Below are 25763 nucleotides of genomic sequence, written 5' to 3' on the forward strand. Positions count from 1 at the left end.
ACAGGATGCGGAGGAATATCCGCGTCGTCTACCTAGAAATAGGATCTGCGAGCCTCAATGTCCAGTTTCACGCACGCGAAGCTCTTTCAATAATGACCGCGACTATTGCGATATTTTAACGCGGGGCCTATCAAAAGCTGGCGAAGAACCAAGCTGGAGAATGGTAATGAGTGAGGTCTGGCCGACTGAATTGCGTGTCTCACACGACCGCAAACTGCTGACTGTGGCGTTCGATGATGGCCAGAAATTCGAGCTGACCGCCGAGTTGCTGCGTGTCCTGTCGCCCTCGGCAGAAGTGCAGGGTCATTCGCCGGCACAGCGCATCACAGTTGGTGGCAAGCGGACCGTCGAAATCATGAAGATGGAGCCGGTCGGCAACTACGCCGTCCGCATAACGTTTGACGACATGCACGATACCGGCTTGTTTTCGTGGACCTATCTCCACAAGCTCGGCACCGAGAAGGACATGTTATGGCAAACTTATCTCGATGAGCTTGCCGAAAAAGGCCTGAAACGGGATCGTTGATCCCGCCTGCCGGTCAGTCTTTCTCCAGCATTTCGGATATGCGCCGCATCACATCGCCCATCGCGTTGCATTGCGCATTTGTCGATTGCGCCATGACGCGGTCAATCAGGTCGGTATAGATCGTCAGCGCATGTCCCAGAAGCTTTTCGCCCTTGGCGGTTAGCGTCAGTCGCATCACGCGCTTGTCTGCCGGGTCCCCCTCACGCACCAGCAGTCCGCGCTTTTCAAGCTTCGGCAGCAACATGGTAATGTTCGAACGCCCGACGAGAATGCGGCGCGCAAGATCATGCTGGGATTCGCCGGGGTGGCGATAAATATTCATCAGCACATCGAGATCGGCGATCTTGAGATCGAAGGTCGACAGCCCCTGGGCGAGGGCGCGTTCCACCGCTTTGCCGGCACGCGCAACGGCAATCCAGTTCTTGAAGCGCGGATTGTCCCACGGCAGTTTTTGAGTCTTGTCTTGCATTTTGTTCATTCTTGTACAATTATTTGTTCAGGATTGAACATAATTGAGGCCCTGTCATGACATCGATTTCTTTGCAGGTTACGCGATTCGGTCTGGGTGTGCTTGGCCGCATTGATGCCGACAAGGCAGGTCGCGCCGCGTTCAGGATTTTCTGTCGAACGCCGAGCCGCAAGCCGAAGACCAAGGCCTATGCCGCACGGCTTGAACAGGCGAGCAACGAACTCAGTCAGGCAAAGCGGCTCGATCTGATTATCGATCGCGGACTTATCGCAACCTATTTGTTCGAACCCGATGTTTATGTGGGAAGAACGTCGCTTGTCGTTCATGGCTGGGGATCGCGCACAGCGGATATGATAGCGATCATTCGCGAGCTTGTTGCGCGTGGGGAACGAGTTGTCTCCATCGACCTGCCGGGGCATGGCGCATCGGCAGGCCGCACCCTCAACATGATACAGGCAATCGCCGCCGTTGATGTTGCGTGGCGCCAGTATGGTCCGTTCGATGCGATGATCGGTCACTCATTCGGCGGTGCGGTCATCGTCAATGCCGCAGCGGGTTCTCTCGGGTGCTACCAGTCACATCGCCCGGCAAAGCTGGTGACAATTGCTTCCCCGCACTCCATGGCAGGCGTCTTTGACGGTTTCGGCAAAGTGCTTGGGCTTGGTCGTGACGTGCGCAACGCAATGAAGGAGCAAGTCCGTCATCTCGCAGCGCGCCCGATCACGGATTTCGATACCGACGTTCATCTGCGCCGCATGACAATTCCGACGCTGGTCATCCACGCGCATGACGATAAGGAAGTTCCCGCCATCTGCGCGGAAATGGCCGGCAAGGCAGGCTCTCATGTCAGGGTGCACTGGGCGGATGGCCTTGGGCATCGCCGCATCATTGCGAGTGCTGAAGTGGCGTCCCTGGTAGCGGATTATCTTGATGACGGTCCGCGATTAAGGCTGGTTGCCTGATGATGTTTCGGTGAGAACAAGTTTCTCCCAACCTGCCATGGCGCCCAGTGCCGTTGCGGTGAGATCTTGCCGCGTTCCGCCATCGCGTGCGAGAATGGACATGCCGTTCTGGACTGTCGCGTAAAAGGTCGCAACCGCTTCGCAATTGACGGATGCGGGAATATTGCCGTCACGAATGCCGCGTTCGAGCCGCTTTTTCAGGATTTCGATATTGGTCTGGCGGTGATTGCGCAGCACGTCGCAGACTTTGTCGCTTGAATGCGTCCGATGAAGCGCATCCAGAGCAATCATGCAGCCCCGCGGCACGGATTCCTCGCAATAGGCATCTATCGTGGCAAGCAGAAAACGCTCGAAAGCCGCGCGAACATCCGGCGTTTCATCCAGTGTCGACCAGATTTCAATGCCCACTTCACCGGCATAAAGGGTGAGGGCTTCGAGATAGAGTTCTTCCTTGCTTCCGAATGCCGCATAGAGGCTTGGCGCATTGATGCCCATAGCCGTCGTCAGATCGGCCAGCGACGATCCGTCGAAGCCTTTTTCCCAAAATATCAACATTGCAGCACGAAGCGCTGTTTCGCGGTCGAAGCTGCGGGGCCGTCCTTTTTCTGCCACGTGCGAACCTTTCTGTATCGATCATTAAATAAATCGCTTGACGGTTCTGTGCAAGCCTGTCAGCAATTATGTATCAATCGATACAGAAAGGAAATGGTATGTCAGCCGAAGGTTTGAACGGAAAGGTTGCCTTCATCACCGGCGGAAGTCGCGGCATCGGTGCAGCGATTGCACGACGGCTCGCGAAAGATGGCGCGGCAGTTGTCGTCACTTATGTGAACGGCAAGGAAAAAGCTGAAGCTGTGGTTTCCGAAATCGTAGCCAATGGTGGCAAGGCTCTGGCGCTGAAGGCCGACAATCGCGACGCGAGCCAGATTGCGGCGGCAATCGAGAAAGCGGTCAAGGATTTTGGTCGTCTGGATATACTGGTCAACAGTGCTGGCATCTGGCATGCGGCCCCGCTGGAAGAGGTCACACTTGCCGACTTCGATGAGGTTATGGCTGTGAACTTCCGGGCTGTCTTTGCCGCCGTTTCAGCGGCCACACCACACCTCGGTGCTGGTGGACGCGTCATAACCATCGGCTCAAACCTCGCCGAAAGCGTGCCGTGGCCGGGCATCAGCCTTTATGCGGCAAGCAAGGCGGCGCTGATCGGTTTGACGAAAGGTCTGGCGCGCGACCTTGGTCCAAAGGGCGTCACGGTCAACGTCGTTCAGCCTGGCTCCACCGATACGGATATGAATCCGGCGGCTGGAGAACATGCCGAACAGCAGCGGGAGCTTATCGCAACCGGCAGTTTCGGTTCGCCTGACGATATTGCAAGTCTGGTGGCCTGGCTTGCCAGCCCCGAAGGGCGTTTCGTATCTGGAGCTACGCTCACGATCGATGGCGGCACAAATGCCTGAAACAGAAAGGGCGGCTTGCGCCGCCCTTTTTTTGCTTAGAGCTCTGATATGATTGAATCAGATTTGTGTTCTAAGCGTTTGTTTCGTCGCATTATCCTACGCAAAACCGCTTCGCACTTTTGCTGGAAATGCTTTAACCCAGATTGAGTTCCTTGAAGAAGTCATTGCCCTTGTCATCGATGACGATGAAGGCCGGGAAATCTTCCACTTCGATACGCCAGATCGCTTCCATGCCGAGTTCCGGATATTCGACAACCTCGACCTTCTTGATGCAATCCTGGGCCAGACGGGCAGCCGGGCCACCGATGGAGCCCAGATAGAACCCACGGTGCTGGCCGCAGGCTTCGCGCACCTGACGCGAACGGTTGCCCTTGGCGAGCATCACCATCGAGCCGCCAAAGGACTGGAACTGGTCCACATAGGAATCCATACGGCCTGCCGTGGTTGGCCCGAACGAGCCGGAAGCATAACCGGCAGGCGTCTTGGCCGGGCCTGCATAATAGATCGGATGGTTCTTGAAATAGTCCGGCATGGCTTCGCCGTTTTCAAGCCGCTCGCGAATTTTGGCATGGGCCAGATCGCGCGCCACGATGATTGGACCGGAGAGCGACAGGCGCGTCTTGACCGGGTGTTTCGACAATTCCTTGAGAATGTCCTGCATCGGCTGGTTGAGGTCAATCTTGACCACATGCGACGACAGTTTTTCCTCGTCGATATCCGGCATGTACTTGGCCGGGTTGGTTTCCAGCTTTTCCAGAAAGATGCCGTCCCTGGTGATCTTGCCCTTGGCCTGACGGTCGGCCGAGCAGGAAACACCGATGCCGATTGGCAACGAAGCGCCGTGGCGCGGCAGGCGAATGACACGGACGTCATGGCAGAAATATTTGCCGCCGAATTGCGCGCCGACGCCGAGAGACTGTGTCAGTCTATGGATTTCAGCTTCCATTTCGAGATCGCGGAAAGCATGTCCGGTTTCGGAACCCTCGGTCGGCAAGCTGTCCAGATAGCGCGTTGAGGCAAGCTTGACCGTCTTGAGGTTCATCTCAGCCGAAGTGCCGCCGATGACAATTGCCAGATGGTAAGGCGGGCAGGCAGCTGTGCCGAGGCTCAGGATCTTGTCCTTGAGGAAGTCGATCATGCGGTCATGCGTCAGGAGCGACGGCGTTCCCTGATAGAGAAATGTCTTGTTCGCCGAACCGCCGCCCTTGGCAACGAAAAGGAACTTGTAGGCGTCTTCGCCTTCTTCATAGATATCGATCTGGGCAGGCAGATTGTTCTTGGTGTTCTTTTCCTCGAACATCGAAAGAGGCGCCAGCTGCGAATACCGCAGGTTCTTCTTGTTGTAGGCGTCGAGCACGCCAGCGCCGAGCGCATCGGCATCACCGCCTTCGGTCCAGACACGACGGCCCTTCTTGCCCATGATGATGGCCGTGCCGGTATCCTGACACATGGGAAGCACGCCGCCTGCTGCGATATTGGCGTTCTTCAGAAGATCGTAGGCGACAAAACGGTCGTTATCCGTTGCTTCCGGGTCTTCAAGAATATGGGCAAGCTGCTGCAGATGGCCGGGGCGCAGCAGATGGTTGATATCGGCAAAGGCCGCTTCCGAAAGTAGGCGAAGCCCTTCCGGATCGACAGTCAGGACTTCCTGTCCCTTGAACGTATCGACAGAGACATGATCGGAAGTCAGCTTGCGGTAAGGGGTGTCGTCTTCACCAAGAGGAAAAAGATCGGCGGCGCTTGCTTCTGCCATCGCGGTACCTCGCTTGCTTGCCAGCTACGCCAGCCGGACGTCGTTATCGTTTCCGGCTCGCGCGATATGTGTTGATCGAAGTTCCGAAGAAATGCTTCAGAACCATAGTCTGTGGGGCTTTTAGCGCGATGCGGAGTGGATGCCACTGCGTCACTTTGTTCATTAAGGCATTCCGGGTTTGTCTCCCGAGAAGAAGCCTCAAACAATTGTGATGAACGCAAAACAGAAAATTGCTTCAGGAAACAATAGCGTTAAAAGTTTCTATACGAGATTGGTAAATTCTACGGGTGAGATTCGGACGGATTCGCTTTTGAGCGAACGCATTAACTTTGGCGGTTTGAAATGCAGTTTTCCAGACACTCGCAGATGGATGAAAAGAGCAGCGCCGCACGCGGACAAAATATCCGCCGCGCAGCCGCGATAGCTCTGGCAGCTTCGGTGTTTCTCCCCACGGCACAGGCTCAAGCCGCAAATTCGTTGATGGAACTTTTCCAACAGCGTCGCCAGCAGCAGGTGCAGCCAGCCCAGCCTGTTCAGCCGCAAGTCACTCCTCGCGCACCTGTAGCACCGAAGGCCGTTTCTGCTCCTCGTGCCGCTGTGCGCAGCCTTCCGCCAGTCCAGCGCGTGACCGTCAAAGGGCCGCAGATTTACGACTACAAGCCGGATACTCTGGTCAATATCGATTTCAGCGCGCTCGATATGCAGGTAACTGCAGCAACCGAACCAGTGACCGTCGATCCGCTGACATCGGGCATGTCGCAGATCCGTCCGCAGATTCGCGAAGAAACGCCGGGGCAGCGTGCCTTCGATGCAGCGACGAATTATCTGAAATCCGTGAATGTCAAAGCCGAGAAAGAGATCGCTCAGGCGATCGTCGACTATTATTCAAGTCAGCGCTCTTTCATGTGGTCGGCCGACGATAAAGTGCTCGACCGCGCCAAGAATGTTGCGGCTTTCTTTGCCCGTGCGGACGAAGATGGGCTCAACCCGGATGAATACGCAGTCACGATCCCGGCTGACAATTTCGACGGCGCTGCTGAATCAGAGCGCCAGCAGAAACTCGCAGAATTTGAAATTCGCATGTCTGCCCGCGCGCTGCGCTATGCCATCGATGCGGGCGAGGGACGTGTAATCGCAGACCGCCTCAGTGGTTTCCACGATCTGCCGCGTAACCGTGTCGATCCGAAAGCCGTTCTCGAAAAGCTGGCATCGGAAAGCGATCCGGCTGCCTATCTGCATGGTTTCCAGCCGAGCAATGAGCAATATGCGGCGTTGAAGCGCGAGCTTGCGAATACCGAGCCGCCATCTGCCGAGCCAATCCGCATCTCGCTGAATGGCATCATCAAGCCGGGCGATACCAATGACCAGCTCAGCAAGGTGGTTGCGCTGATTTCGAGACATGCGCCTGCTGGCTATCTGGCACAGCACAAGCAAGTGCTGGACACGCATGCGAGCGGCGACGTCTATGATCCGGAACTGGTTTCTGCAATCAAGGATTATCAGAAGCTTTCGGGCAGTACGCCGGACGGCGTCATCGGTCGCAATACGCTTTCCGCACTTCAAGGCGAGCAATCTTCCATCAAACGCGACCGGATCCTTTATTCCATGGAGCGCCTGCGCTGGCTGCCGCATGATTTCGGCACGCGTTACGTGATGGTCAATCAGCCGGCTTACCGTGCCGAATATTTCGAGGACGGAAAAGAGAAGCTGGCCATGAATGTGGTTATCGGCTCTCCAACCCATCAGACCTACTTCTTCTACAATAAGGTCCAGACGGTCGTTTTCAATCCGTCATGGGGCGTGCCGCGCTCCATCATCCTGAACGAGATGCTACCCAAGGTCATGCGTGATACGAGCTATCTCGACCGCAATGGTTACGAGGTCTATGCAGGCGGCAAGAAGGTTTCCGCCAGCGCCGTCAACTGGAGTGCAGTTGCCGCGGGCAAAGCCCATGTCGGTATTCGCCAGAAGCCGAGCCTCGACAATGCGCTGGGCGAACTCAAAATTCTGTTCCCGAATGCGCATGATATCTACATGCACGACACTCCGGCCAAATCCTATTTCAGCCGCAATATGCGTGCCCTGAGCCATGGCTGCATTCGTCTGGAACGCCCACGTGACATGGCGGCGGCGGTTCTGGGGACATCGGTGACGGATCTGGAAAAATATTTCGGCAAGAATGAGCGCGGCATCAAGGTCAAGGAACCTGTGCCTGTCTTCATTTCCTATTTCACCGCATGGCCGGAAGCAGATGGAAAAATCCATTATTACGGCGATGTTTACGACCGTGATTCCGGATTGCAGAAAGCATTCGACAAGACGGCAGGTTCGCGCCTCGCAGCGCTCTGAAATCCCTCCCGTATCAAAACAGAACGGTAATCATCGATGGGTGATTGCCGTTTTTCTTTGCGATCAGAAGCTGTTGGGGAGAAGATCGAAATCTCTTTGGAAACAGGCTTGCGAGACGCTTGACTTATGCAGCCGCTGGCCAGTATATCCGCACCACCTTGATCGAGCTTGGCTCATCGGGCGTGTAGCTCAGCGGGAGAGCACTCCCTTCACACGGGAGGGGTCACAGGTTCAATCCCTGTCACGCCCACCATTCACTTCATTGAAATTAAAGAAAAATCCCGATCCATCAAATTTTCCAACTCGGCAATGGTTGGAAATCGATGCCGCCTGATTTTATCAAAGTACCAATGGCACAAAAAAGAAGATGCCGAGGCAGCGGTTCTGAGGTAATGCTCCTCGCGATTGACAGCTGTATGGAAATATTCAGAAGATGGAATGGATTCCGATATTCTTCGTGGTGTTCAAGGTTCTCGTGTTAGGCGTGGCCATGTTCTTCGCCATCAAGTGGCATTACGACGAAGATAAAAAGAAAAAGAATAACGAAATGAGCGGGTCGTAAGAGCCCGCCTCATCACGTACAGCCACCGCACTTATTGCCTAAACAAAAACCCGCTGAAGCGGGGTAGTGACTGCTGATCCTGCGTCAGCAGCACAGGATCGGTTTTCTTCTGCGCCTCGATAACGACGTGTCTACGCCAAAACCAGTTGTGAAGGCGAATATCAGTTCCAGAACAGATAACGATCCTGCCAGACAACTCGGCACTGAGTTTCTATTTCGGCAGTGGATCGATGTGGGAATTCGTCGTGTAGTCGTTCGGCAATCGGATTTAGCGAAAGGGTCTTGGGTATAATCAATTCGGCCCGGTCGGCCTGGGCGCTAATAGCATTCAGCAACAGAGCGTCTTCTGATCTCATCATAGAGTATCCTTATGGTGATGGGCATAAGCCAGTCTTGAAAAATGCAAAGCAGGAAATGTTCGCAAAGGAATTGGCTGAAGGTCTGACAGCAGACGGGCATATCAGCGAGCCGGATTTGAGCCTAATCTTGGCAATAAAATGCGTCTGAAAGCAAATGAAAACATTTTGAAGCGAATTGATGAAATACGCGCCAAGGTGACTGAAAAAGCCGAATGGAAGGCCGTGGGCAGGCTGCGCATGCTCGCTGACATTGCCGAAAAAGCGAAGACGGAAGCTCCACGTATCACCGTATCTGCAATCGCGGAAGCGAACAAAATGCAGGGCAATCAACCGAAATAGGCCAGGCTATTATTGGATTCGACTGTCGAAGTGGGCCAGTCGCCACGCCCACTCTTGCTGTGGGAAATTTCAGGGACGTTCATATCTCCAAAGCATGATGCACGCCGCAATTACCACCGCAGACGTCAGCACGCCCATGACAATAGAGAATAGAACCATTGCATTACCCCTGCTGCCTTCGTTTTCTTTATTGGGTCAGAGAATGACCGAGGAAATTCACTTCGTCAGGTCGACAATGACGAATCAACATTCCATGCATTTGAATTGACGAGTCGCGGTTTATGGCTTTCCAGCGTGAACTGGAAAACACGGGCAATTATCCGCCTCGCGACGTATATTTCTTGTTGCTGTTATAAAACTTTCACCGTTGCCGGATAGGCGAGGGCGTCCGCTCGTTACGCGGATTGGAAGGGCATAAGGGGCTGAATAAAATTATTGCTGATATGGTGGATTCGTTGCGTGGAGCGGCGATGACAGGAGTTACGTTATTCTTATTCTGAATAATTTTGTATTTATAAAATATATATGAAGTAACTTTTATATCAAATATAAATAATTCACAAAACTTACATTGAATAAACATTGATCAAGTTATTGTGAGTAAATATATCGGTGGCGTCTAACTCATCTACTGGAGACGCATTTATGAATATCAGAAAAGTTCTTCTCGGTTCGGCAGCATCGCTCGTAGCGATTTCTGGCGCGCAAGCAGCCGATGCGATCGTGGCACCTGAGCCGGAAGCAGTCGAATATGTCCGCGTATGCGATGCATATGGTGCTGGCTATTTCTACATTCCGGGAACGGAAACCTGCCTTCGCATTCATGGTTATGTTCGCTACGACGCAAGCGGTGGCGACAACAATTATGCTCGTACCCCCGCACAGCTGGAGCGCGACACCTGGAACAAGCTGGCCCGCGTCAGCCTTCGTTTCTCGACCGCTTCCGAAACAGAACTCGGCACGCTCAAGACCTATAGCGAACTGCGTTACGACTGGAACGGCGACGGCAACGGCAAAGCCAACAATTACAATGGCGGCTCCACCAGCACCTCGCTGCGTTACGCCTATATCCAGCTTGGCGGCCTGCGCGTCGGTCTGGATGAATCGGCTTTCGTCACTTTCACCGGTTACCTCGGCAACGTCATCAGCGACGACGTGATCCTCGCTGGCGGCTACCGTACCAACCTCATCAGCTACACCTTCAAGGGCGGGAACGGTTTCTCGGCCATTGTCTCCTTTGAAGAAGGTGGCAACACCGACTCGAACGTAGACGTCACCATCAAGGATTACATGCCGCATGTGGTCGGTGGCCTGAAATACGAGCAGAGCTGGGGCAAGATCGCCGGTGTCGTCGCCTATGACGCCCGTAACGAGGAATGGGCCGGAAAGGTCCGCGGCGATGTTAACATCACCGATCAGTTCTCGGTCTGGCTGCAGGGCGCATACAAGTCCAACGACGATCATTACGGCACGTCGGGCGGTTATCGCGTCCGTATCATCGACTCGTTCTACGGCACCTGGGGCGGTGACTGGGCAGTCTGGGGCGGCGCAGCCTACAAGGCAACCAGCAAGGCCACTTTCAACGTACAGGCCGCTTATGACGACAGCGAAACCTTCGCTGCAACGGCAAACGTTGCCTACCAGATCGTTCCTGGCTTCACCATCACGCCTGAAGTTTCCTACACCAAGTGGCAGGACAAGAACACGAGCATGGACGGCAAAGACGCCTGGCAGGGCAAGATCCGCTTCCAGCGCTCGTTCTGATATTCTGGCTGATACGCTGGCTAATAGTGCCCGCTTCAGCACACGCATTGTCGTAGAACTATGATGACCTCCAGTCCATGTTTCTAGCGACAGAGGCGGCGGCCCATTCGGTCGCCGCTTTTTTGTTTTATAGTGAAACACCTGTTTCACCCTCTGGCTTCCGCCTGACAAAAACCTGTTCGAACTCTGCCTGTCCGGACAAGCTTGGCTTGCTGTCGAGGTTCTCATCACTATCTATATCCAAAAAGGGAGCATAGATGACGGTGAGAATGATGAGCATGGATGCCTATAGTTCGATGACGGAAAAGAAGCCTTTTTCGGTTCCCGCCAATGAAGTCGAGCGACTTGAAAGCGTCCGTAGCCTTGTTTCCGTGTCCAGCCTTGGGCTGCCTGAACTGGATACCCTTGTATCGCTTGTGAAAGACGTTTTTGACGTCAGCACATCTGCTCTCAATATCATTGACGAGGACTGGCAGCGTGTTGCTGCCAATGCTGGCGAAAAGGTCAGCAGTTGTCCCCGCGAGTTGACTGCCTGCACCTTCGTGGTGGAAAGCGGTGAGCTCTTCGTGATTGAGGATATGGTCGAGAACGATTTCTTTTGCAGCATGCCTTATGTGACCGGCGAACCGCGTTTCCGCTTTTATGCTGGTGCACCGGTGTCTGTCGATGCCGGATTGACGGTCGGCTCCCTGTGCATTGTCGATAGCAGGCCGCGAAAGATTTCCGATACGGAACGTGCCAAGCTTGAGGATTTTGCCCGCATTGCGAGTGGATTGCTGCGGTTGCAAAAGACCAACAAATTCCTCACTGACGATTCCACCGCTCTCAAGCGCCTCGCACTGACCGACCGCCTGACCAAACTTTATAATCGCGGGGCTCTCACCGAACTTGCCATTCCGATGATCGAAAAAGCCTTGCAGCAGGGCAAGCCGATTGGTGCGCTGCTGATCGATCTCGATCGGTTCAAGGCGGTCAACGACACCTACGGTCACCTGATGGGCGACGCGCTTCTGATCGAAGCGGCTCAACGTTTGCGTTCCGCCTTAAGGGAAACGGATATTCCGGTGCGTGTGGGAGGTGACGAATTCGCCGTCATTCTTCCTGATGAAGATTGCATGGAAATCATCGAGACGGTGGCAGGAAGGGTGGTTGAGGCTTTTCGTGAACCTTTCCTCATCCACGGCGTCAATCTGGATGTTTCGGCAAGCGTAGGGGCAGTTCTCGCACCGCGCGACGGCACAACGCCGGACACGCTCGCCCGCAATGCGGACATTGCGCTCTATGAGGCAAAGGGCAAAGGTCGTAACTGCTATAGTATTTTCGGTGAAGCTGGAAACAAAGTATAATAAAAACAGCGTGATATGTATATTTTCGAGATTCTGCATTAGCTAGATAGAAAAAGCCCGGACTGATCAGTCCGGGCTTCTATATTCTTACGTCCGACTCTTAATCGAGTACGTAGCAGGCTTTAGCCTTACCGCGTGCGGGATCGCCGAAGGCGCGATTGTCACATTGGACGCCATTGCGGAAGACGCCTTCCGTGAACCGGCCGTTTGCGCCGTAGCGGACGCGCTTGCGACCGTAAAAATCGCAGAACCCGCCTTCCTTCGCACAACGGCTCCAGTCGCGGTCGCGGTCATCATAGCGGTCATACGGATCATACCGATCCGGGCGTCCGGGGCGATCAGGGCGACCCGGACGGCCAGGCCTGTCTTCCCAGCGATCCTGAACCACGAAGGAGCAGCTTTTCTTTTTGCCCGGCGCCGGGTCACCGAAGACGCGGTTCGAACAGGTGACCTGTGGCCGATCAATGAAGCGCGACGTATTTTGTCCGCCGGTGCCATAGACCACTTCAGCCGGGTAGGGCAGCTGGCAGACTCCGTTCTCGCTTGCGCAGCGCTGCAACTTGGCTGCGGACGCCGGCGTTACAAGCGGGGAGAGGACGGCCACCAGGCCGCCAAGGCATAGTGAAGCAACAGTCGTCTTGAGTGCAGGTGTCATGATGAGTCCCTCTGATATCGATGAAATATGCTTTAGTTCCGATATCTTGAACAGAGGATGAATGCGCAGTTCACAAAGAGCTGCAAGCTTGCAACGCCTGACAGGAATTTTGCGGGTGTCGAAGAGCTGGAACGAATGTGGGGTCGACAATCATTTCCTGCTCTGGTTTGCTTGGAGCTGGAGTGAGGACCAGAAATGCACCATCTGCCGTTCAGTTTCAAATCGATTGTCGTTGTTCTGGCGGCCATGATTGCCACTGGATTCTATGTCGGCCACAAGACCAAGGAAGTGCGCCAGACCTCGCTTGATCAGCACGTCGCGCCTTCTGAAGCTGGAATATAATCCGGCGACCACTCCTGAACCGCTTCCTTTCCCGCAGCTTTCATGAAATGAGAGTGAAACACTCACGTTCACTCTTTGGAAGGCTGCCCATATGCACGGCGAATACAAAGTCCACGGCGGAAAACTTGTCGTTGTCGATCTGGTTGTTCGTGACGGGCGCCTGAGCAATGTGCAGGTGGCGGGCGACTTCTTCCTGGAGCCGGACGAGGCTCTGGAGGATATCCGCAACGCTGTCGAAGGTCTCTCTGCCGATGCGTCGTCGGAGCAGATTGCCGACGCTGTGAGGGCAGGTCTTCGGCCCGACGCCATGATGCTCGGCTTCAGCCCCGAAGCGGTTGCGATTGCCGTCCGGCGGGCTTTGGGTGTTGCTCGCACATGGCGGGATTTCGAATGGCAGATCGTTGAAATGCCTCCGGTTTCCCCTGCCATGCATCTTGCGCTTGACGAGGTTCTGGCGCAGGAGGTTGCCGCCGGACGCCGCGCGCCAACATTACGCTTCTGGGAATGGGAACGTCCCGCCATCATCATCGGCGCATTTCAATCGCTGCGCAATGAAGTCGATATGGACGCAACGCGGGAATTCGGTGTTGAAACCGTCCGTCGCGTTACCGGTGGCGGCGCGATGTTCGTGGAACCCGGCAGTACCATCACCTATTCGCTTTATGCGCCGGGCGAACTCGTAGGGGATATGAGCTTCGCCGATTCCTACGCATTTCTGGATGATTGGGTGTTGAAGGCGCTCAACTCGCTCGGCATCGATGCTTTCTATAAACCGCTGAACGATATTTCGAGCTCCAAGGGCAAGATCGGCGGTGCGGCGCAGAAACGCTTTTCCAAGGGAACAGTTCTCCACCATGTCACCATGGCTTATGACATGGATGCCGATAAGATGGTGAAGGTCCTGCGTATCGGGCGCGAGAAGTTGAGTGACAAGGGCACGGCCAGCGCGGTCAAGCGTGTCGACCCGGTTCGCAGCCAGACAGGACTGCCGCGCGAAGAAGTCATCAAGCGCATGAAGGATATGTTCGTGTCGCTGAATGGCGGCGTGAGCAGCAAGATTACGCCGGAAGAATATGCAGCTGCGGAAAAGCTTGCAGTCGAGAAATTCTCGACCCAGCAATGGTTACGTAATATTCCCTGAGCCTTCCGTCCGACACTTGATCGCGAAGCGGGGTGACTTGCCCGTGCTGTCATGGCATAGGGAGGCCGCAACGCGACAACCTTACGCTCCATTCCACTCAACAAAGTCCTCCCGTTCCATGATCCGCATCGACAATATCAGCAAGTCCAACAGCCATCGCATTCTCTATATCGAGGCTTCCGCCGCTTTGAACCGTGGCGAAAAGATCGGCCTTGTCGGTCCCAACGGTGCGGGCAAGACAACCCTGTTTCGCATGATCACCGGCGATGAACTGCCGGACGAAGGCCAGGTTTCCGTCGAAAAAGGCGTGACGGTCGGTTATTTCGACCAGAATGTCGGCGAAATGGGCGGTCGATCAGCCGTTGCGGAAGTGATGGAAGGTGCGGGGCCCGTCAGCGTGGTTGCGGCTGAACTTCGCGAGCTGGAAGCCGCGATGGTCGATCCGGCCCGTATGGACGAGATGGATGCGATCATCGAGCGCTACGGTGAAGTGCAGGCGCGCTACGAAGAGCTGGACGGCTATGGTCTCGATGGCCGTGCGCGTGAGGTTCTGGCAGGCCTTAGCTTTACGCAGGAAATGATGGATGGCGATGTCGGCAAGCTCTCCGGCGGTTGGAAAATGCGTGTTGCGCTGGCGCGCATTCTGCTGTTGCGCCCGGATGTGATGCTGCTCGACGAACCGAGCAACCATCTTGATCTCGAAAGCCTCATCTGGCTGGAAGCATTCCTCAAGAACTACGACGGCGCGTTGCTGATGACTTCGCACGACCGTGAATTCATGAACCGCATCGTGACCAAGATCATTGAAATCGATGGTGGTTCGCTCACGACCTATTCCGGCGACTATGCCTTTTACGAGGGCCAGCGGGCGCTGAACGAAAAGCAGCAGCAGGCGCAGTTTGAGCGCCAGCAGGCCATGCTTGCCAAAGAAATCAAGTTTATCGAGCGCTTCAAGGCGCGCGCGTCCCACGCTTCGCAGGTTCAAAGCCGCGTAAAGAAGCTGGAGAAGATCGACCGCGTGGAGCCGCCACGCCGTCGCCAGACGGTCGCTTTCGACTTCGCGCCGGCACCGCGTTCGGGTGAGGACGTTGTTAGCCTGAAGGGTGTGCACAAGACCTATGGCAGCCGCACGATCTATGACGGTTTTGACTTCATGGTTCGCCGCCGCGAACGGTGGTGCATCATGGGCATCAATGGTGCAGGAAAATCGACGCTGCTAAAACTGGTTGCAGGCGCTGCCGAGCCGGACAAGGGCAACGTCAATGTTGGCGCTAGCGTCAAGCTCGGCTATTTCGCGCAGCATGCGATGGATGTGCTCGACGGCGATGCAACGATACTGGAATGGCTGGAAGAGCGCTTCCCGAAGGCAGGGCAGGCCCCACTTCGCGCACTGGCTGGCTGCTTCGGATTCTCCGGTGACGATATCGAAAAGAAGTGCCGGGTGCTTTCGGGCGGTGAAAAGGCGCGTCTGGTGATGGCGGACATGCTGTTCGATCCGCCGAATTTCCTGGTCCTGGACGAGCCGACCAACCACCTTGATCTCGATACGAAGGAAATGCTCATCAAGGCGCTTGCTGCCTATGAGGGCACGATGCTGTTCGTATCGCACGACCGGCATTTCCTCGGCGCTTTGTCGAACCGGGTTCTGGAGCTGACACCGGAAGGCATTCACCAATATGGCGGCGGCTATACGGAATATGTGGAGCGGACGGGGCAGGAGGCTCCCGGGTTGCGTTCATAGGGCGCTTCAACTGTCTGTTCTGGTGCGCATCCCGAAAACCGTTTCACACTTTTCGGGATGCGCTCTAACGGCAAAATTTGCGCCGCTTAATCAAAATAAGCCATTGATGCATATGCGCGGTTCAGTTAGAAACGCGCATGTAAAGGCTTCGAGCCTTCCGGCAATGCACCCGTAGCTCAGCTGGATAGAGTGCTGCCCTCCGAAGGCAGAGGTCACAGGTTCGAATCCTGTCGGGTGCGCCATTTTTCTCCACAAATCCTTTAAATATCAATGGTGTCTATGATTTCTCGACCTTTCCGGTCCATAAACGGGTCCACGGAAGGTGCGCAATGGGCTTGCATTGAAGCATATCGTTATTACCCAAGCAGGGACATATCACTATCGCCGTCGATTCCTGCGAGACGTTGCACAGGTATGCGCCCGACGGGGCGCCACACCACTGTCGTCCCTCCTGGCGTTAATTGGATTGATTGGGTCGCTGGCCCCTGTGTTTCAAGCATCTGAAATTCACTGTGGAATTTCTGCGGGACAAGCTCCATTCTTGTGGCGACTGGCTATCTCGCCGGCGTGAAGGCCGTCAACTGCGCGGCCGAATGAAGGAAACGAGCAAGCTTCTCGATCCGGTACGGGCAGCATCACGTTCTTAAAGAGTTTTTTCCGTCCTGGCCAAGCTGCCTGCGAACAAACTCAACGACATTTCGAAGGGGAGCTGTGAGCTTCCAACAAGTTGAATTGCGGAGTTGGTCTATCTCATTCATATATTTCATTACATCTTGCTGGGATTTTGAAAGTGCTTCCAAATGGACGTTGCTTTCCGCCTTTTGATTGGCAAGCTGGTCGGAAAGTACGTTATTGCGTTCAGTTAGTGTGCGTAATTCTTCAGATAGTACTTCGATCCTCCTGGCATCGTCGTGTAAAAATCTAATGTTGTCCCAGGCAATCCTATTAATTAAATCGGTTGCGGCACGACGTATTTTTGCCGGCCACAAGACTGGCTCTTCAAACAGCATTGATGCGAATACACTCTGCTCGTTCATTGAAGCTGTTACGTTGGGCCTGAGAGCGGTGGGCCACCAATCAGCGCTGTCGGCGATATCAAGAAAATTGGCAAATTGAGGCATGCCTGAACTTCGTGACTGTTTCCAGTGTGCCGAAAAATGAAGTACTGTCGGCAAGCGCCGATAAGTCAATGGATCGTCAGAGTTCTTTTGGATAATTTCGTGCCATAGCCGCCAGTCGCCGGCGGAAGAAACATCTTCTGGCCAAACATCCCTTCGCGACAGCGCGTCTGCCCGGTAAGCGAAGCAACTGGCTGGTATAGAGTTTTGATGCAGCATAAAGAATTCACGTTCATCTTCGAACTCAAGATTTGTCAAAAATGGTGCCGCAATTCCATCTGTCGAAATCCAAATTGCCTGAGTATACGCGAGCGCGCTTCCTCCGCGTAATGCCTCCTCCAATACCTCCAGATGATCTGGCAATATTAGGTCATCGTCCGCCATGAAGGCTATGAATTTACCGCGCGATTCTTTCAATGCAATATTACGATTTGCATAGCCAAAATGCGGCGCCTTAGGCAGGTCAAAAAAGCGAATCCGAGGGTCGTTGAAGCCTTGCAAAATTGTACGCGTTTCGGGCGGGCATCCGTCCCCGACAACGAGTAGTTCAAAATCCTTAACTGTCTGATTTAATACTGATTGCACCGCATAGCCGATTACATCGATCCGGCTATGGGTAGGAAGCAATATCGAGAACAGAGGATCGCTTACCATCCCTTTGCTGCTCCGAAGTCATAAGGTATCAGATCCGTATCGAGAGGGAGGCGATATTTATCTGGTTTTGAATGATCATATTGTATCGTTGGGAAATTTAGCACTACGAGTTCGGAGTTACCTATGTTGTGATCTGCGTGCCAAACAAACTTAGGTACATTTACAAGCCTCGGCTGGTTTCCGGATAAATATACTTTGCAAATTTTATTGTAAGTGCTCGATTCCGGCCTTGGATCAAATAAGACAAGCTCCAATTCTCCGCTGATCACAAAGTATCGATCTTCGTGCTCCTTATGTAGTCCCCAGCCTTTTACCATGCCGGGGCGTATCGTGAACATATAGGAGAACACCAGCGGATCTGGATGCCAGTTCCAGCGCGGGTCATATATTTCCGTTACGCTGCCACGGTCATCATTATGACGGATACTTTCATAGAAAGACATCCCGTCCAGCAGAGGAGCAACGCTGCGGCGATTATCGTCAACTGTTCTCTGGTCTTGTTTTGCTGCGTCAAGAGTCACATCAAGTAGGCTATTCATTGCACACCTTTGGCAATATTTGCGTGTTATGTTTAATATATTCTATTATTTTCCATAATTTCGCGCCAGTGTTTGGAACGATTTATGTTTATTTTAGTTAGCCCTCCCGCTGGGAACATCAACTCGTTAGCTTTATCCTAATCGCTTATCATGATTACTTTTTTATCGTTGAAAAGGTCTATTTTGTATCGATCTTATCTATTGTCGGCGGTAGCTGTACGGTAGTTTGCAAAATAGGTTTTAGTGCTTGCCTAATTGATGAAGACACCGAAGGCAGAGGGCACAGGTTCGCATCTCGTATCAGGTGCGCCATCTACTTGATGAACAGCGTTTGTGCGTGCAATCAGGACAGAATCGAGAACTATTTCCGTATTCAAAAAGACATTGTGCAAGCTCCATCGAACCATCTATTGATAGCGGCGGGGGAGAAATCATGACGAGTCGGCGATTTGCATTGCCTGCTTGAGCCTCCCCTTGTCAGGGGCTTAACCAGAAGATCAATTCTGGAAAAGCCAAAATGAAATGGGAGGGATTTGAATGCGCGTATTAAAGCGTATCGCTGTGGCAGCTTCGATTGTGGGGATCGCGGCAACGGCAAGTGGTTTGGTGATCGGCGCGGCAACTGCCGAAGAGCCATTGAAACTTGTAATCGGAACGGAAGGCGCCTATCCGCCGTTCAATTTCACCAATCCGGATGGCTCGCTGTCGGGCTTTGATGTCGATATCGCAAGGGCACTCTGCGAGGAAATGAAAGCCGAGTGCACATTCATCACGCAGGAGTGGGATGGCACTATTCCGGCACTTCAGGCCGGAAAGTTTGACGCTTATGTATCCTCCATGTCGATCACGGATGAGCGCAAGAAGCAGGTCGACTTCTCCAATAAGTATTACAACACGCCTCCCGGCATCGCGGTCCCCAAGGATAGCGACATCAAAGGTGTGACCAAGGAAGATCTTGCGGGCAAGACGATCGGTGTTCAGGTGTCCACGACACACGCCAACTATGCCGAACACGCTTTTACCGACAGCACGATCAAGGCCTATCCGACTGCCGAAGAATATCGGCTTGACATGGCAAATGGCCGCCTGGATGCCGTCAACGACGACAGTGTAACGCTGAGCGAATGGCTGAAGACGCCGGATGGTGCCTGCTGCAAGATGGTCGGCACTTATCCGTCCGACGACAACATCCATGGCGTTGGCGTCGGCGTTGCCTTGAAGAAGGGCCGTCCTGAACTGGTCGAAAAGTTCAACAATGCCATCAAGGCGATCCGTGCGAACGGCAAGTACAAGGAAGTCAACGACAAGTACTTTGATTTCGACGCTTACGGCGCTGAAAACTGATCGCGCAGAACGAATGGGTCGTTCGGCATACTGAATTTTGCAACACCGCCCAATTTGGGCGGTGTTGCTGTGTCAGAAGGGCTACTCGCGCACGCGCAATAGCTAATCCATATAATTACGAGGCATTTGTTGGCGTTGAGAAATTCTCCGCCAGCAAGGACAATGTTGATCTTCCGGCGCAAGGGAGATCAAAATGTATCAAATATTGTGCCTGACGATTTCAGGCTTCGTACTTGTTGCAATTTATTCATTTTACGACCGGGAAAAGCCCGGACTATCCTATTCCGCGTCAAACGGTTGTATCTGCGATAAAAATCGCCAGCCAATCTCAGCATGTCTGGATGTTTGCCAGCCTGCGAACTGAAGATTGCCGGAACACTGAAATCAGGAGTCCAAATGCGACCTGAAAATCTCGTCATTCGCGCAGTAGAAGCTACGGATGCTGAAGGTCTCACCCGCCTGCAGAACATGCCGGGATTTCGGTTCGGCACTTTGCGCACGCCGTTCCAGCGCCTTGAGACCACGAAGAAATGGCTGGATTCGCTCGGACCGGAATCGACGGTGATTGTTGCGACGATCAATGAAGAGATCGTCGCAAACGCTGGCTTGCTGCGGCGCACCGGAAGACGGAGCCATACCGCAGGTATTATAATGGGAATAGACGACCAGTATGTCGGCAAGGGGATAGGCACGGCACTTATGACCGAGCTGATCGAGATCGCCGATAACTGGCTCGGTCTGAAGCGGCTTGAGCTGACCGTCTATGTCGACAATGTCGCCGCGATCCATCTCTATGAGAAGTTCGGTTTCGTCCCGGAGGGCATTCACGTGAAGGATGCTTTCCGAGCCGGAGAGTTTGTCGATTCACTTGCAATGGCCAGGCTCAATTTCTGATGCATTGCGCCAAAAATTGAGCGCCGAATGTTGTCTCCATTGGGTTGACTGATGAGTATCCGCATGGCCGCTGAACGAGAGTTACCCTTCGTCAACAACTGAGTGCGAAACAAACGTTGCATTTTCGCCACAATGCGTTGCATAGATGCAACGCTATTGGGTAACATGGTTAACATGAGCACGGCGAATCTGACGACGGACATGAACGGCGAGAAACAATCATCGCAAGGCGGCGAGGGGCGCAGGCTTCTGGCGCTGCCGGGTATCATCACTGTTGTTTCAGCGCTGATTACAGCATCGATATCCTTCGCCATTCTGATTGGCATCACCCCGATCACGCCTGACCGGACAGTAACGCTGGCATTGGTCATCATCAATGTCGCGTTGATTCTGTTCCTCATTCTGCTGATTTGCCGCGAAGTCTATCGCATCGTCATGGCCCGCCGGCTTGGAAAGGCCGCTTCGCGCCTGCATGTCCGCATCGTCGCGCTGTTTTCGTTGATTGCAGCGGTTCCTGCCATCGTGGTGGCCATCGTTGCTTCCGTAACGCTCAATCTGGGTCTTGATCGCTGGTTTGACACCAATACCCGCGACATTGTGAGTTCATCACAGAGCCTGACCACCGCCTATATCCGCGAAACCGCGCTCAACCTGCAAAGCACGTCCTATTCGATGCTGCAGGATCTCGATGCGCAGCGCACCATCTACAGTCTTGATCGTGGCGGCTTCGTCCAGTTGATGACGTTGCAGACGCGCGGTCGCGGTCTGCTCGGTGCGTTCCTGGTGCGTGAAAATGGTGAAGTGGTCGTCAAGAGCGATACCGGTGTCGAAGATCGCTTGCCCCCGCCGACTGAAGATGCACTGAAGACGGCACCGGACGGCAAGCCGGTTATCATCCCGCCGGGAAACAGTAATTTCGTCGGCGCAATTATCAAGATGCGCGAAATACCGGACGTCTATCTCTATACGGTTCGCGCCGTGGATTCTCAGATTCTCGACGCCATGCGCCTGATGGAAGCCAACACCCAGCGCTATCAGGAAATGGATGCGAACCGCATTCCAACGCAGATCGCGTTCGCGCTGCTCTATTTCGGTCTGACTCTGATCGTTCTGCTTTCGGCGATCTGGACCGGTATTGCTGTTGCTGACCGGCTGGTGCGCCCGATCCGTCTGCTGATCGGTGCGTCGGACGACGTGGCGGCTGGTAACCTCGATATCTCGGTTCCGGTGCGCGCTTCGGACGGTGATGTCGGCGCATTGTCCGGCACTTTCAACAACATGGTCGCGGAACTTAAGAGCCAGCGTAACGAGTTGATTTCCGCCAAGGACCAGATCGATGAGCGCCGTCGCTTCTCTGAAGCCGTGCTTTCCGGTGTGACGGCAGGCGTCATCGGCATCGAAACAGATGGCTGTATCTCCATTCTGAACCGTTCCGCAGAGCATATGTTCGGTGTCACATCGGATGATGCTGTTGGCAAAAGCCTTACCAGCATTGCGCCAGAGATCGGGCAGGCTTTCGAGGTCGCCCGTTCAACGGGACGTGCCGTACACCGCGAGCAGGTCAGTATGACCCGCGGCGGCGTGGCGCGCACGTTCAACGTGCAGGTGACCGTCGAGGATACGGAATCCGAAGATCATTCCTATGTCGTGACCGTGGATGACATCACCGATCTGGTGCAGGCACAGCGTTCGTCGGCCTGGGCGGATGTCGCCCGCCGCATTGCGCATGAGATCAAGAATCCGCTCACGCCGATCCAGCTTTCAGCCGAACGCATTCGCCGCCGTTACGGCAAGGTGATCACCGAGGATCGCGAGGTTTTCGACCAGTGCACGGATACGATCATCCGCCAGGTGGGCGATATCGGGCGCATGGTCGATGAATTCTCCGCCTTTGCCCGCATGCCGAAGCCGGAAATGCGGCTTATGGACATGCGCGAGGCATTGCGCGAAGCCTCCTTCCTGATCGAAGTCAGCCGCAGCGATATTCGTTTCCAGAACGATTTCGGGGCGGAAAAGCTGGTCGGTTCCTTCGACAGCCGCCTGATCGGGCAGGCGTTCGGCAATGTCATCAAGAATGCCAGCGAAGCCATTGACGGACTTCCGAAGGAAGATCGTGCCAAGGAAGGTGAAGGCGGGCATATCCTCATCCGTTCCTATCAGGCGGATGGGCAACTGATTGTCGATGTTATCGACAATGGCAAGGGCCTGCCGGGCGACGACCGCCAGAAGCTACTCGAACCTTATATGACGACGCGCGAGAAGGGCACTGGCCTTGGTCTCGCGATTGTCCGCAAGATCGTCGAGGATCATGGCGGGCATCTGGAATTGCATGACGCGCCTTCGGATTTCCACGGAGGCCGAGGCGCGATGATACGCATGGTCTTCCCGCAAGCGCCTGCCAACGAAGCTGGTGCGAATGCGGGACCTGCCGGCGAGGCTGGCACCAATGCGGAAAATAACGAAAAGAACATAGCTGGACAGGTGATTTGATATGGCTGCCGATATTCTTGTAGTTGATGACGAAGCGGATATCCGGGAACTTGTTGCAGGCATTCTGAGCGATGAAGGCCATGAAACCCGCACGGCTTTCGATGCGGACAGCGCGCTCGCGGCGATCAACGATCGCGTTCCCCGGCTGGTTTTCCTGGATATCTGGCTGCAGGGCAGCCGTCTGGACGGTCTGGCGCTGCTCGATGAAATCAAGAAGCAGCACCCCGAACTGCCGGTGGTGATGATTTCCGGTCACGGCAACATCGAAACGGCGGTGTCTGCCATCCGGCGCGGCGCCTATGATTTCATCGAAAAGCCGTTCAAGGCTGATCGTCTGATCCTCGTTGCGGAACGGGCGCTTGAAACCTCAAAGCTGAAGCGCGAAGTCTCGAACTTGCGCAAACGTACTGGCGACCATCTGGAATTGATCGGTGCATCACTGGCGTTGAACCAGTTGCGCCAGACCATTGAACGCGTAGCGCCAACCAACAGCCGCATCATGATCACTGGCCCGTCGGGTGCGGGCAAGGAACTTGCCGCGCGTGCCATCCATGCGCAGTCGAGCCGCGCCAGCGGTCCGTTCGTGACGGTTAATGCCGCAACCATCACGCCAGAGCGGATGGAGATCGAGCTTTTCGGTACTGAGATGGACGGCGGCGAACGCAAGGTCGGCGCTCTGGAAGAAGCCCATGGCGGTATTCTCTATCTCGATGAAGTTGCGGATATGCCGCGCGAGACGCAAAACAAGATACTGCGTGTGCTTGTCGACCAGCAGTTTGAGCGCGTTGGCGGCACCAAGCGCGTGAAGGTGGATGTGCGCATCATCTCCTCGACGGCACAGAACCTCGAAGGCATGATTGCGGAAGGCACGTTCCGCGAAGACCTGTTCCACCGTCTGTCGGTTGTCCCTGTGCAGGTGCCGCCGCTTGCATCCCGGCGCGAGGATATTCCGTCTCTGGTCGATTACTTCATGAAGCAGATTGCCGAACAGGCTGGCATCAAGCCGCGCAAGATCGGGCCGGACGCGATGGCGGTTCTGCAGGCGCATAGCTGGCCGGGCAATCTTCGCCAACTGCGCAACAATGTCGAACGCCTGATGATTCTGGCACGTGGCGACGATCCAGAAGAGCCAGTGACAGCCGATCTTTTGCCGGCTGAAATCGGCGACACCCTGCCACGCGCACCAACGGAATCCGACCAGCACATCATGGCGCTTCCGTTGCGCGAGGCGCGCGAGCGTTTCGAGAAGGAATATCTGATCGCCCAGATCAACCGGTTCGGCGGCAATATTTCACGCACGGCGGAGTTCGTTGGCATGGAGCGTTCGGCGCTGCATCGCAAACTGAAGTCTCTGGGCGTATAAGCATTTAGGGCGCTCCAGCCAAAGAGGAGAGGCTGGAGACGCTCTAGATACCTGTTTTGTTGCATTATCCTACGCAAAACCGCTTCGCACTTTTGCTGGAAATGCTCTCATTATCTCGGACGGAGCAGTCATGCGGGTAATCGTTTGCGGAGCAGGGCAAGTCGGATACGGCATCGCTGAGCGGCTTGCCGCCGAAGAGAACGACGTCTCCGTCATCGATACATCGGCACGCCATGTCGAGATCGTGCGCGACACACTTGATGTGCGAGGATTTGTCGGTCACGGATCGCAGCCCGATGTGCTTGCGGCTGCGGGCGCAGACGAAGCGGATATGATCATCGCCGTCACATTGTCCGACGAGGTCAATATGGTGGCCTGTCAGGTGGCGCACTCGGTCTTCAACGTGCCGACAAAGATTGCCCGCATCCGTGCGCAGTCCTATCTCAAGGCCGAGTATCAGGACCTGTTCCTGCGCGAAAACCTGCCAATCGATGTTATCATTTCGCCTGAGCTGGAAGTGGGCGAGGTGGTTCTGCGGCGCATCGCGTTGCAGGGCGCGACAGACGTGTTGCGCTTCGCGGATGACAAGATCATCGGCCTCGCCATCGAATGTCTTGATGAATGTCCGGTCATCAATACGCCGCTGAAACAGCTGACTGATCTGTTTCCCGATCTTGCAGCGACTGTCGTTGGCGTGGTGCGCAATGATAGCCTGTTTATCCCGCGCTCATCCGACGAGCTGAATGCGGGCGATCTGGCCTATGTCGTGACAACGCGCGAGCAGGTTCGCCGCACGCTTGCCTTGTTCGGGCACGAGAAACCGGAAGCCAGCCGCATCGTTATTGCAGGCGGCGGCAATATTGGTCTCTACGTGGCCAAGGCCATCGAGGACCGCAAGTGGAATACGCGCGTCAAGATGATCGAGAGCGAGCATGATCGTGCGTTCGCGATTGCCGATCAGCTGAAGCGCACCATGGTCCTGCACGGCAGCGCACTGGACCAGAATCTCCTGCAGGAAGCCGATATTCAGGATGCCGACCTGATGGTGGCACTGACCAATCAGGATCAGGTCAATATCCTGTCGAGCATCATGGCCAAACGCCTGGGCTGCAAGTCCAACATGGCCCTGCTCAATACGGTCGCCTATCAGGATTTCACCCACATGGTGGGGATCGATGCCTACATCAATCCGAAAGCGGTCACGATCTCGAAAATCCTGCAGCATGTGCGCCGGGGCCGCATTCGCGCGGTCTATAGTGTTTATCGCGACATGGCCGAATTGATCGAAGCCGAGGCGCTGGAAACGTCATCGCTCGTCGGTGCGCCGCTGCGCGATCTCGACTTGCCTGAAGGCTTGCGAATCGGGGCAATCTATCGCGACGGGCAGGTGATCCGCCCCAATGGCGATGTGCGGATCAAGCCTAAGGATCGTGTCGTCATTTTCGCAACGTCTGACGCCGTAAAGCATGTGGAGCAGATGTTCCGCGTAAGTCTGGAGTTCTTCTGACGCATTGGGGCATCAAACTCCTGCCGGATTGGAACGCTCGTTTCGCTCCGGCCCGGAAGTTTTTGGATCGCACGATAGATTTCACGCAG

At 54.7% G+C, this 25763-nt stretch carries 22 protein-coding genes and 2 tRNA genes; 18 read left to right on the forward strand and 6 right to left on the reverse strand.

Annotated elements, in window-relative coordinates; genetic code table 11:
- Positions 1-166 precede the first annotated feature (166 nt).
- Complete coding sequence (locus CES86_RS03510; protein ID WP_012092111.1) at positions 167-526, forward strand: gamma-butyrobetaine hydroxylase-like domain-containing protein; 360 nt, start codon at positions 167-169, stop codon at positions 524-526.
- A 13-nt stretch (positions 527-539) separates the two neighbouring features.
- On the opposite strand, the gene CES86_RS03515 is transcribed toward CES86_RS03510, so the two are convergent.
- Positions 540-1004 (reverse strand): MarR family winged helix-turn-helix transcriptional regulator, encoded by a 465-nt coding sequence (locus tag CES86_RS03515; RefSeq protein ID WP_094513727.1) that lies wholly within the window; start codon positions 1002-1004, stop codon positions 540-542.
- A gap of 47 nt (positions 1005-1051) precedes the next feature.
- On the opposite strand from CES86_RS03515, the gene CES86_RS03520 reads away from it, so the two are divergent.
- Positions 1052-1957: an alpha/beta fold hydrolase gene (locus tag CES86_RS03520; protein WP_010661311.1), complete on the forward strand. Its 906-nt coding sequence runs from the start codon at positions 1052-1054 to the stop codon at positions 1955-1957.
- On the opposite strand, the gene CES86_RS03525 is transcribed toward CES86_RS03520, so the two are convergent.
- Complete coding sequence (locus CES86_RS03525; RefSeq protein WP_043062078.1) at positions 1940-2569, reverse strand: TetR/AcrR family transcriptional regulator; 630 nt, start codon at positions 2567-2569, stop codon at positions 1940-1942. The genes CES86_RS03520 and CES86_RS03525 overlap by 18 nt on opposite strands.
- 98 nt (positions 2570-2667) lie before the next feature.
- Between CES86_RS03525 and CES86_RS03530 the strand changes: the two genes are divergently transcribed.
- Positions 2668-3414, forward strand: a complete 747-nt coding sequence (locus tag CES86_RS03530; protein ID WP_043062079.1) for an SDR family NAD(P)-dependent oxidoreductase — start codon at positions 2668-2670, stop codon at positions 3412-3414.
- A gap of 133 nt (positions 3415-3547) precedes the next feature.
- On the opposite strand, the gene CES86_RS03535 is transcribed toward CES86_RS03530, so the two are convergent.
- Positions 3548-5167: a fumarate hydratase gene (locus CES86_RS03535; protein WP_094513728.1), complete on the reverse strand. Its 1620-nt coding sequence runs from the start codon at positions 5165-5167 to the stop codon at positions 3548-3550.
- A gap of 366 nt (positions 5168-5533) precedes the next feature.
- On the opposite strand from CES86_RS03535, the gene CES86_RS03540 reads away from it, so the two are divergent.
- The 6 genes from CES86_RS03540 (at position 5534) to CES86_RS03570 (ending at position 11886) form a co-directional block, all read left to right on the forward strand.
- A complete protein-coding gene (locus tag CES86_RS03540; RefSeq protein ID WP_373418763.1) occupies positions 5534-7516 on the forward strand; it encodes a L,D-transpeptidase family protein in 1983 nt (660 codons plus the stop codon).
- Positions 7517-7694: 178 nt separating this feature from the next.
- A tRNA-Val gene (locus CES86_RS03545) sits at positions 7695-7769 on the forward strand.
- A 180-nt stretch (positions 7770-7949) separates the two neighbouring features.
- Positions 7950-8078: a hypothetical protein gene (locus tag CES86_RS28105; RefSeq protein ID WP_010660176.1), complete on the forward strand. Its 129-nt coding sequence runs from the start codon at positions 7950-7952 to the stop codon at positions 8076-8078.
- Between the two features lie 524 nt (positions 8079-8602).
- Positions 8603-8776: a hypothetical protein gene (locus tag CES86_RS27430; RefSeq protein WP_167387094.1), complete on the forward strand. Its 174-nt coding sequence runs from the start codon at positions 8603-8605 to the stop codon at positions 8774-8776.
- A gap of 645 nt (positions 8777-9421) precedes the next feature.
- Positions 9422-10540, forward strand: a complete 1119-nt coding sequence (locus tag CES86_RS03565) for a porin (protein WP_010660173.1) — start codon at positions 9422-9424, stop codon at positions 10538-10540.
- 257 nt (positions 10541-10797) lie between these two features.
- Complete coding sequence (locus tag CES86_RS03570) at positions 10798-11886, forward strand: sensor domain-containing diguanylate cyclase (RefSeq protein WP_051686615.1); 1089 nt, start codon at positions 10798-10800, stop codon at positions 11884-11886.
- A 100-nt stretch (positions 11887-11986) separates the two neighbouring features.
- Here CES86_RS03570 and CES86_RS03575 read toward each other — a convergent pair whose 3' ends face one another.
- A complete protein-coding gene (locus CES86_RS03575; RefSeq protein ID WP_029376114.1) occupies positions 11987-12541 on the reverse strand; it encodes a hypothetical protein in 555 nt (184 codons plus the stop codon).
- A 195-nt stretch (positions 12542-12736) separates the two neighbouring features.
- Between CES86_RS03575 and CES86_RS27435 the strand changes: the two genes are divergently transcribed.
- From CES86_RS27435 to CES86_RS03590, 4 genes are all read left to right on the forward strand, one after another.
- The gene (locus CES86_RS27435; protein ID WP_155243322.1) at positions 12737-12883 is read left to right on the forward strand and encodes a hypothetical protein; all 147 of its coding nucleotides are present in this window, start codon (positions 12737-12739) and stop codon (positions 12881-12883) included.
- A gap of 91 nt (positions 12884-12974) precedes the next feature.
- Complete coding sequence (locus tag CES86_RS03580; RefSeq protein WP_094513732.1) at positions 12975-14024, forward strand: lipoate--protein ligase family protein; 1050 nt, start codon at positions 12975-12977, stop codon at positions 14022-14024.
- A 118-nt stretch (positions 14025-14142) separates the two neighbouring features.
- Complete coding sequence (locus CES86_RS03585; protein ID WP_094513734.1) at positions 14143-15765, forward strand: ABC-F family ATP-binding cassette domain-containing protein; 1623 nt, start codon at positions 14143-14145, stop codon at positions 15763-15765.
- Between the two features lie 165 nt (positions 15766-15930).
- Positions 15931-16007: transfer RNA gene (locus CES86_RS03590), tRNA-Arg, on the forward strand.
- A gap of 393 nt (positions 16008-16400) precedes the next feature.
- Here CES86_RS03590 and CES86_RS03595 read toward each other — a convergent pair.
- Positions 16401-17537: a glycosyltransferase family 2 protein gene (locus CES86_RS03595; protein WP_094513736.1), complete on the reverse strand. Its 1137-nt coding sequence runs from the start codon at positions 17535-17537 to the stop codon at positions 16401-16403.
- A complete protein-coding gene (locus tag CES86_RS03600) occupies positions 17531-18076 on the reverse strand; it encodes a polysaccharide biosynthesis C-terminal domain-containing protein (RefSeq protein WP_094513737.1) in 546 nt (181 codons plus the stop codon). Before CES86_RS03600 ends, CES86_RS03595 begins: the two co-directional genes overlap by 7 nt.
- Before the next feature lie 537 nt (positions 18077-18613).
- Here CES86_RS03600 and CES86_RS03605 point away from each other — a divergent pair.
- From CES86_RS03605 to trkA, 5 genes are all read left to right on the forward strand, one after another.
- Positions 18614-19420, forward strand: a complete 807-nt coding sequence (locus CES86_RS03605; RefSeq protein ID WP_010660151.1) for an ABC transporter substrate-binding protein — start codon at positions 18614-18616, stop codon at positions 19418-19420.
- A gap of 396 nt (positions 19421-19816) precedes the next feature.
- Positions 19817-20314, forward strand: coding sequence for a GNAT family N-acetyltransferase (locus CES86_RS03610; protein WP_012092095.1), 498 nt, complete (start codon positions 19817-19819; stop codon positions 20312-20314).
- Between the two features lie 132 nt (positions 20315-20446).
- Positions 20447-22804, forward strand: coding sequence for a sensor histidine kinase NtrY-like (locus tag CES86_RS03615; protein WP_094513738.1), 2358 nt, complete (start codon positions 20447-20449; stop codon positions 22802-22804).
- Position 22805: 1 nt separating this feature from the next.
- Entirely contained in the window at positions 22806-24167 is a 1362-nt protein-coding gene (ntrX, locus tag CES86_RS03620) for a nitrogen assimilation response regulator NtrX (protein WP_010660147.1), read from the forward strand.
- Between the two features lie 130 nt (positions 24168-24297).
- On the forward strand, positions 24298-25674 hold the full coding sequence (gene trkA, locus CES86_RS03625) for a Trk system potassium transporter TrkA (RefSeq protein WP_010660146.1): 1377 nt from the start codon (positions 24298-24300) through the stop codon (positions 25672-25674).
- Positions 25675-25763: the final 89 nt, after the last annotated feature.

This window comes from Brucella lupini (assembly GCF_002252535.1).
GTDB lineage: Bacteria > Pseudomonadota > Alphaproteobacteria > Rhizobiales > Rhizobiaceae > Brucella > Brucella anthropi.

Bases quoted from the DNA above. Each gene is read 5' to 3' on its own strand.
- CES86_RS03510 (WP_012092111.1), top strand. From the start codon at position 167: ATGAGTGAGGTCTGGCCGACTGAATTGCGTGTCTCACACGACCGCAAA.
- CES86_RS03515 (WP_094513727.1), bottom strand. From the start codon at position 1,004: ATGAACAAAATGCAAGACAAGACTCAAAAACTGCCGTGGGACAATCCG.
- CES86_RS03520 (WP_010661311.1), top strand. From the start codon at position 1,052: ATGACATCGATTTCTTTGCAGGTTACGCGATTCGGTCTGGGTGTGCTT.
- CES86_RS03530 (WP_043062079.1), top strand. From the start codon at position 2,668: ATGTCAGCCGAAGGTTTGAACGGAAAGGTTGCCTTCATCACCGGCGGA.
- CES86_RS03535 (WP_094513728.1), bottom strand. From the start codon at position 5,167: ATGGCAGAAGCAAGCGCCGCCGATCTTTTTCCTCTTGGTGAAGACGAC.
- CES86_RS03540 (WP_373418763.1), top strand. From the start codon at position 5,534: ATGGATGAAAAGAGCAGCGCCGCACGCGGACAAAATATCCGCCGCGCA.
- CES86_RS28105 (WP_010660176.1), top strand. From the start codon at position 7,950: ATGGAATGGATTCCGATATTCTTCGTGGTGTTCAAGGTTCTCGTGTTA.
- CES86_RS03565 (WP_010660173.1), top strand. From the start codon at position 9,422: ATGAATATCAGAAAAGTTCTTCTCGGTTCGGCAGCATCGCTCGTAGCG.
- CES86_RS03570 (WP_051686615.1), top strand. From the start codon at position 10,798: ATGACGGTGAGAATGATGAGCATGGATGCCTATAGTTCGATGACGGAA.
- CES86_RS03575 (WP_029376114.1), bottom strand. From the start codon at position 12,541: ATGACACCTGCACTCAAGACGACTGTTGCTTCACTATGCCTTGGCGGC.
- CES86_RS27435 (WP_155243322.1), top strand. From the start codon at position 12,737: ATGCACCATCTGCCGTTCAGTTTCAAATCGATTGTCGTTGTTCTGGCG.
- CES86_RS03580 (WP_094513732.1), top strand. From the start codon at position 12,975: ATGCACGGCGAATACAAAGTCCACGGCGGAAAACTTGTCGTTGTCGAT.
- CES86_RS03585 (WP_094513734.1), top strand. From the start codon at position 14,143: ATGATCCGCATCGACAATATCAGCAAGTCCAACAGCCATCGCATTCTC.
- CES86_RS03595 (WP_094513736.1), bottom strand. From the start codon at position 17,537: ATGGTAAGCGATCCTCTGTTCTCGATATTGCTTCCTACCCATAGCCGG.
- CES86_RS03600 (WP_094513737.1), bottom strand. From the start codon at position 18,076: ATGAATAGCCTACTTGATGTGACTCTTGACGCAGCAAAACAAGACCAG.
- CES86_RS03605 (WP_010660151.1), top strand. From the start codon at position 18,614: ATGCGCGTATTAAAGCGTATCGCTGTGGCAGCTTCGATTGTGGGGATC.
- CES86_RS03610 (WP_012092095.1), top strand. From the start codon at position 19,817: ATGCGACCTGAAAATCTCGTCATTCGCGCAGTAGAAGCTACGGATGCT.
- CES86_RS03615 (WP_094513738.1), top strand. From the start codon at position 20,447: ATGCGTTGCATAGATGCAACGCTATTGGGTAACATGGTTAACATGAGC.
- ntrX (WP_010660147.1), top strand. From the start codon at position 22,806: ATGGCTGCCGATATTCTTGTAGTTGATGACGAAGCGGATATCCGGGAA.
- trkA (WP_010660146.1), top strand. From the start codon at position 24,298: ATGCGGGTAATCGTTTGCGGAGCAGGGCAAGTCGGATACGGCATCGCT.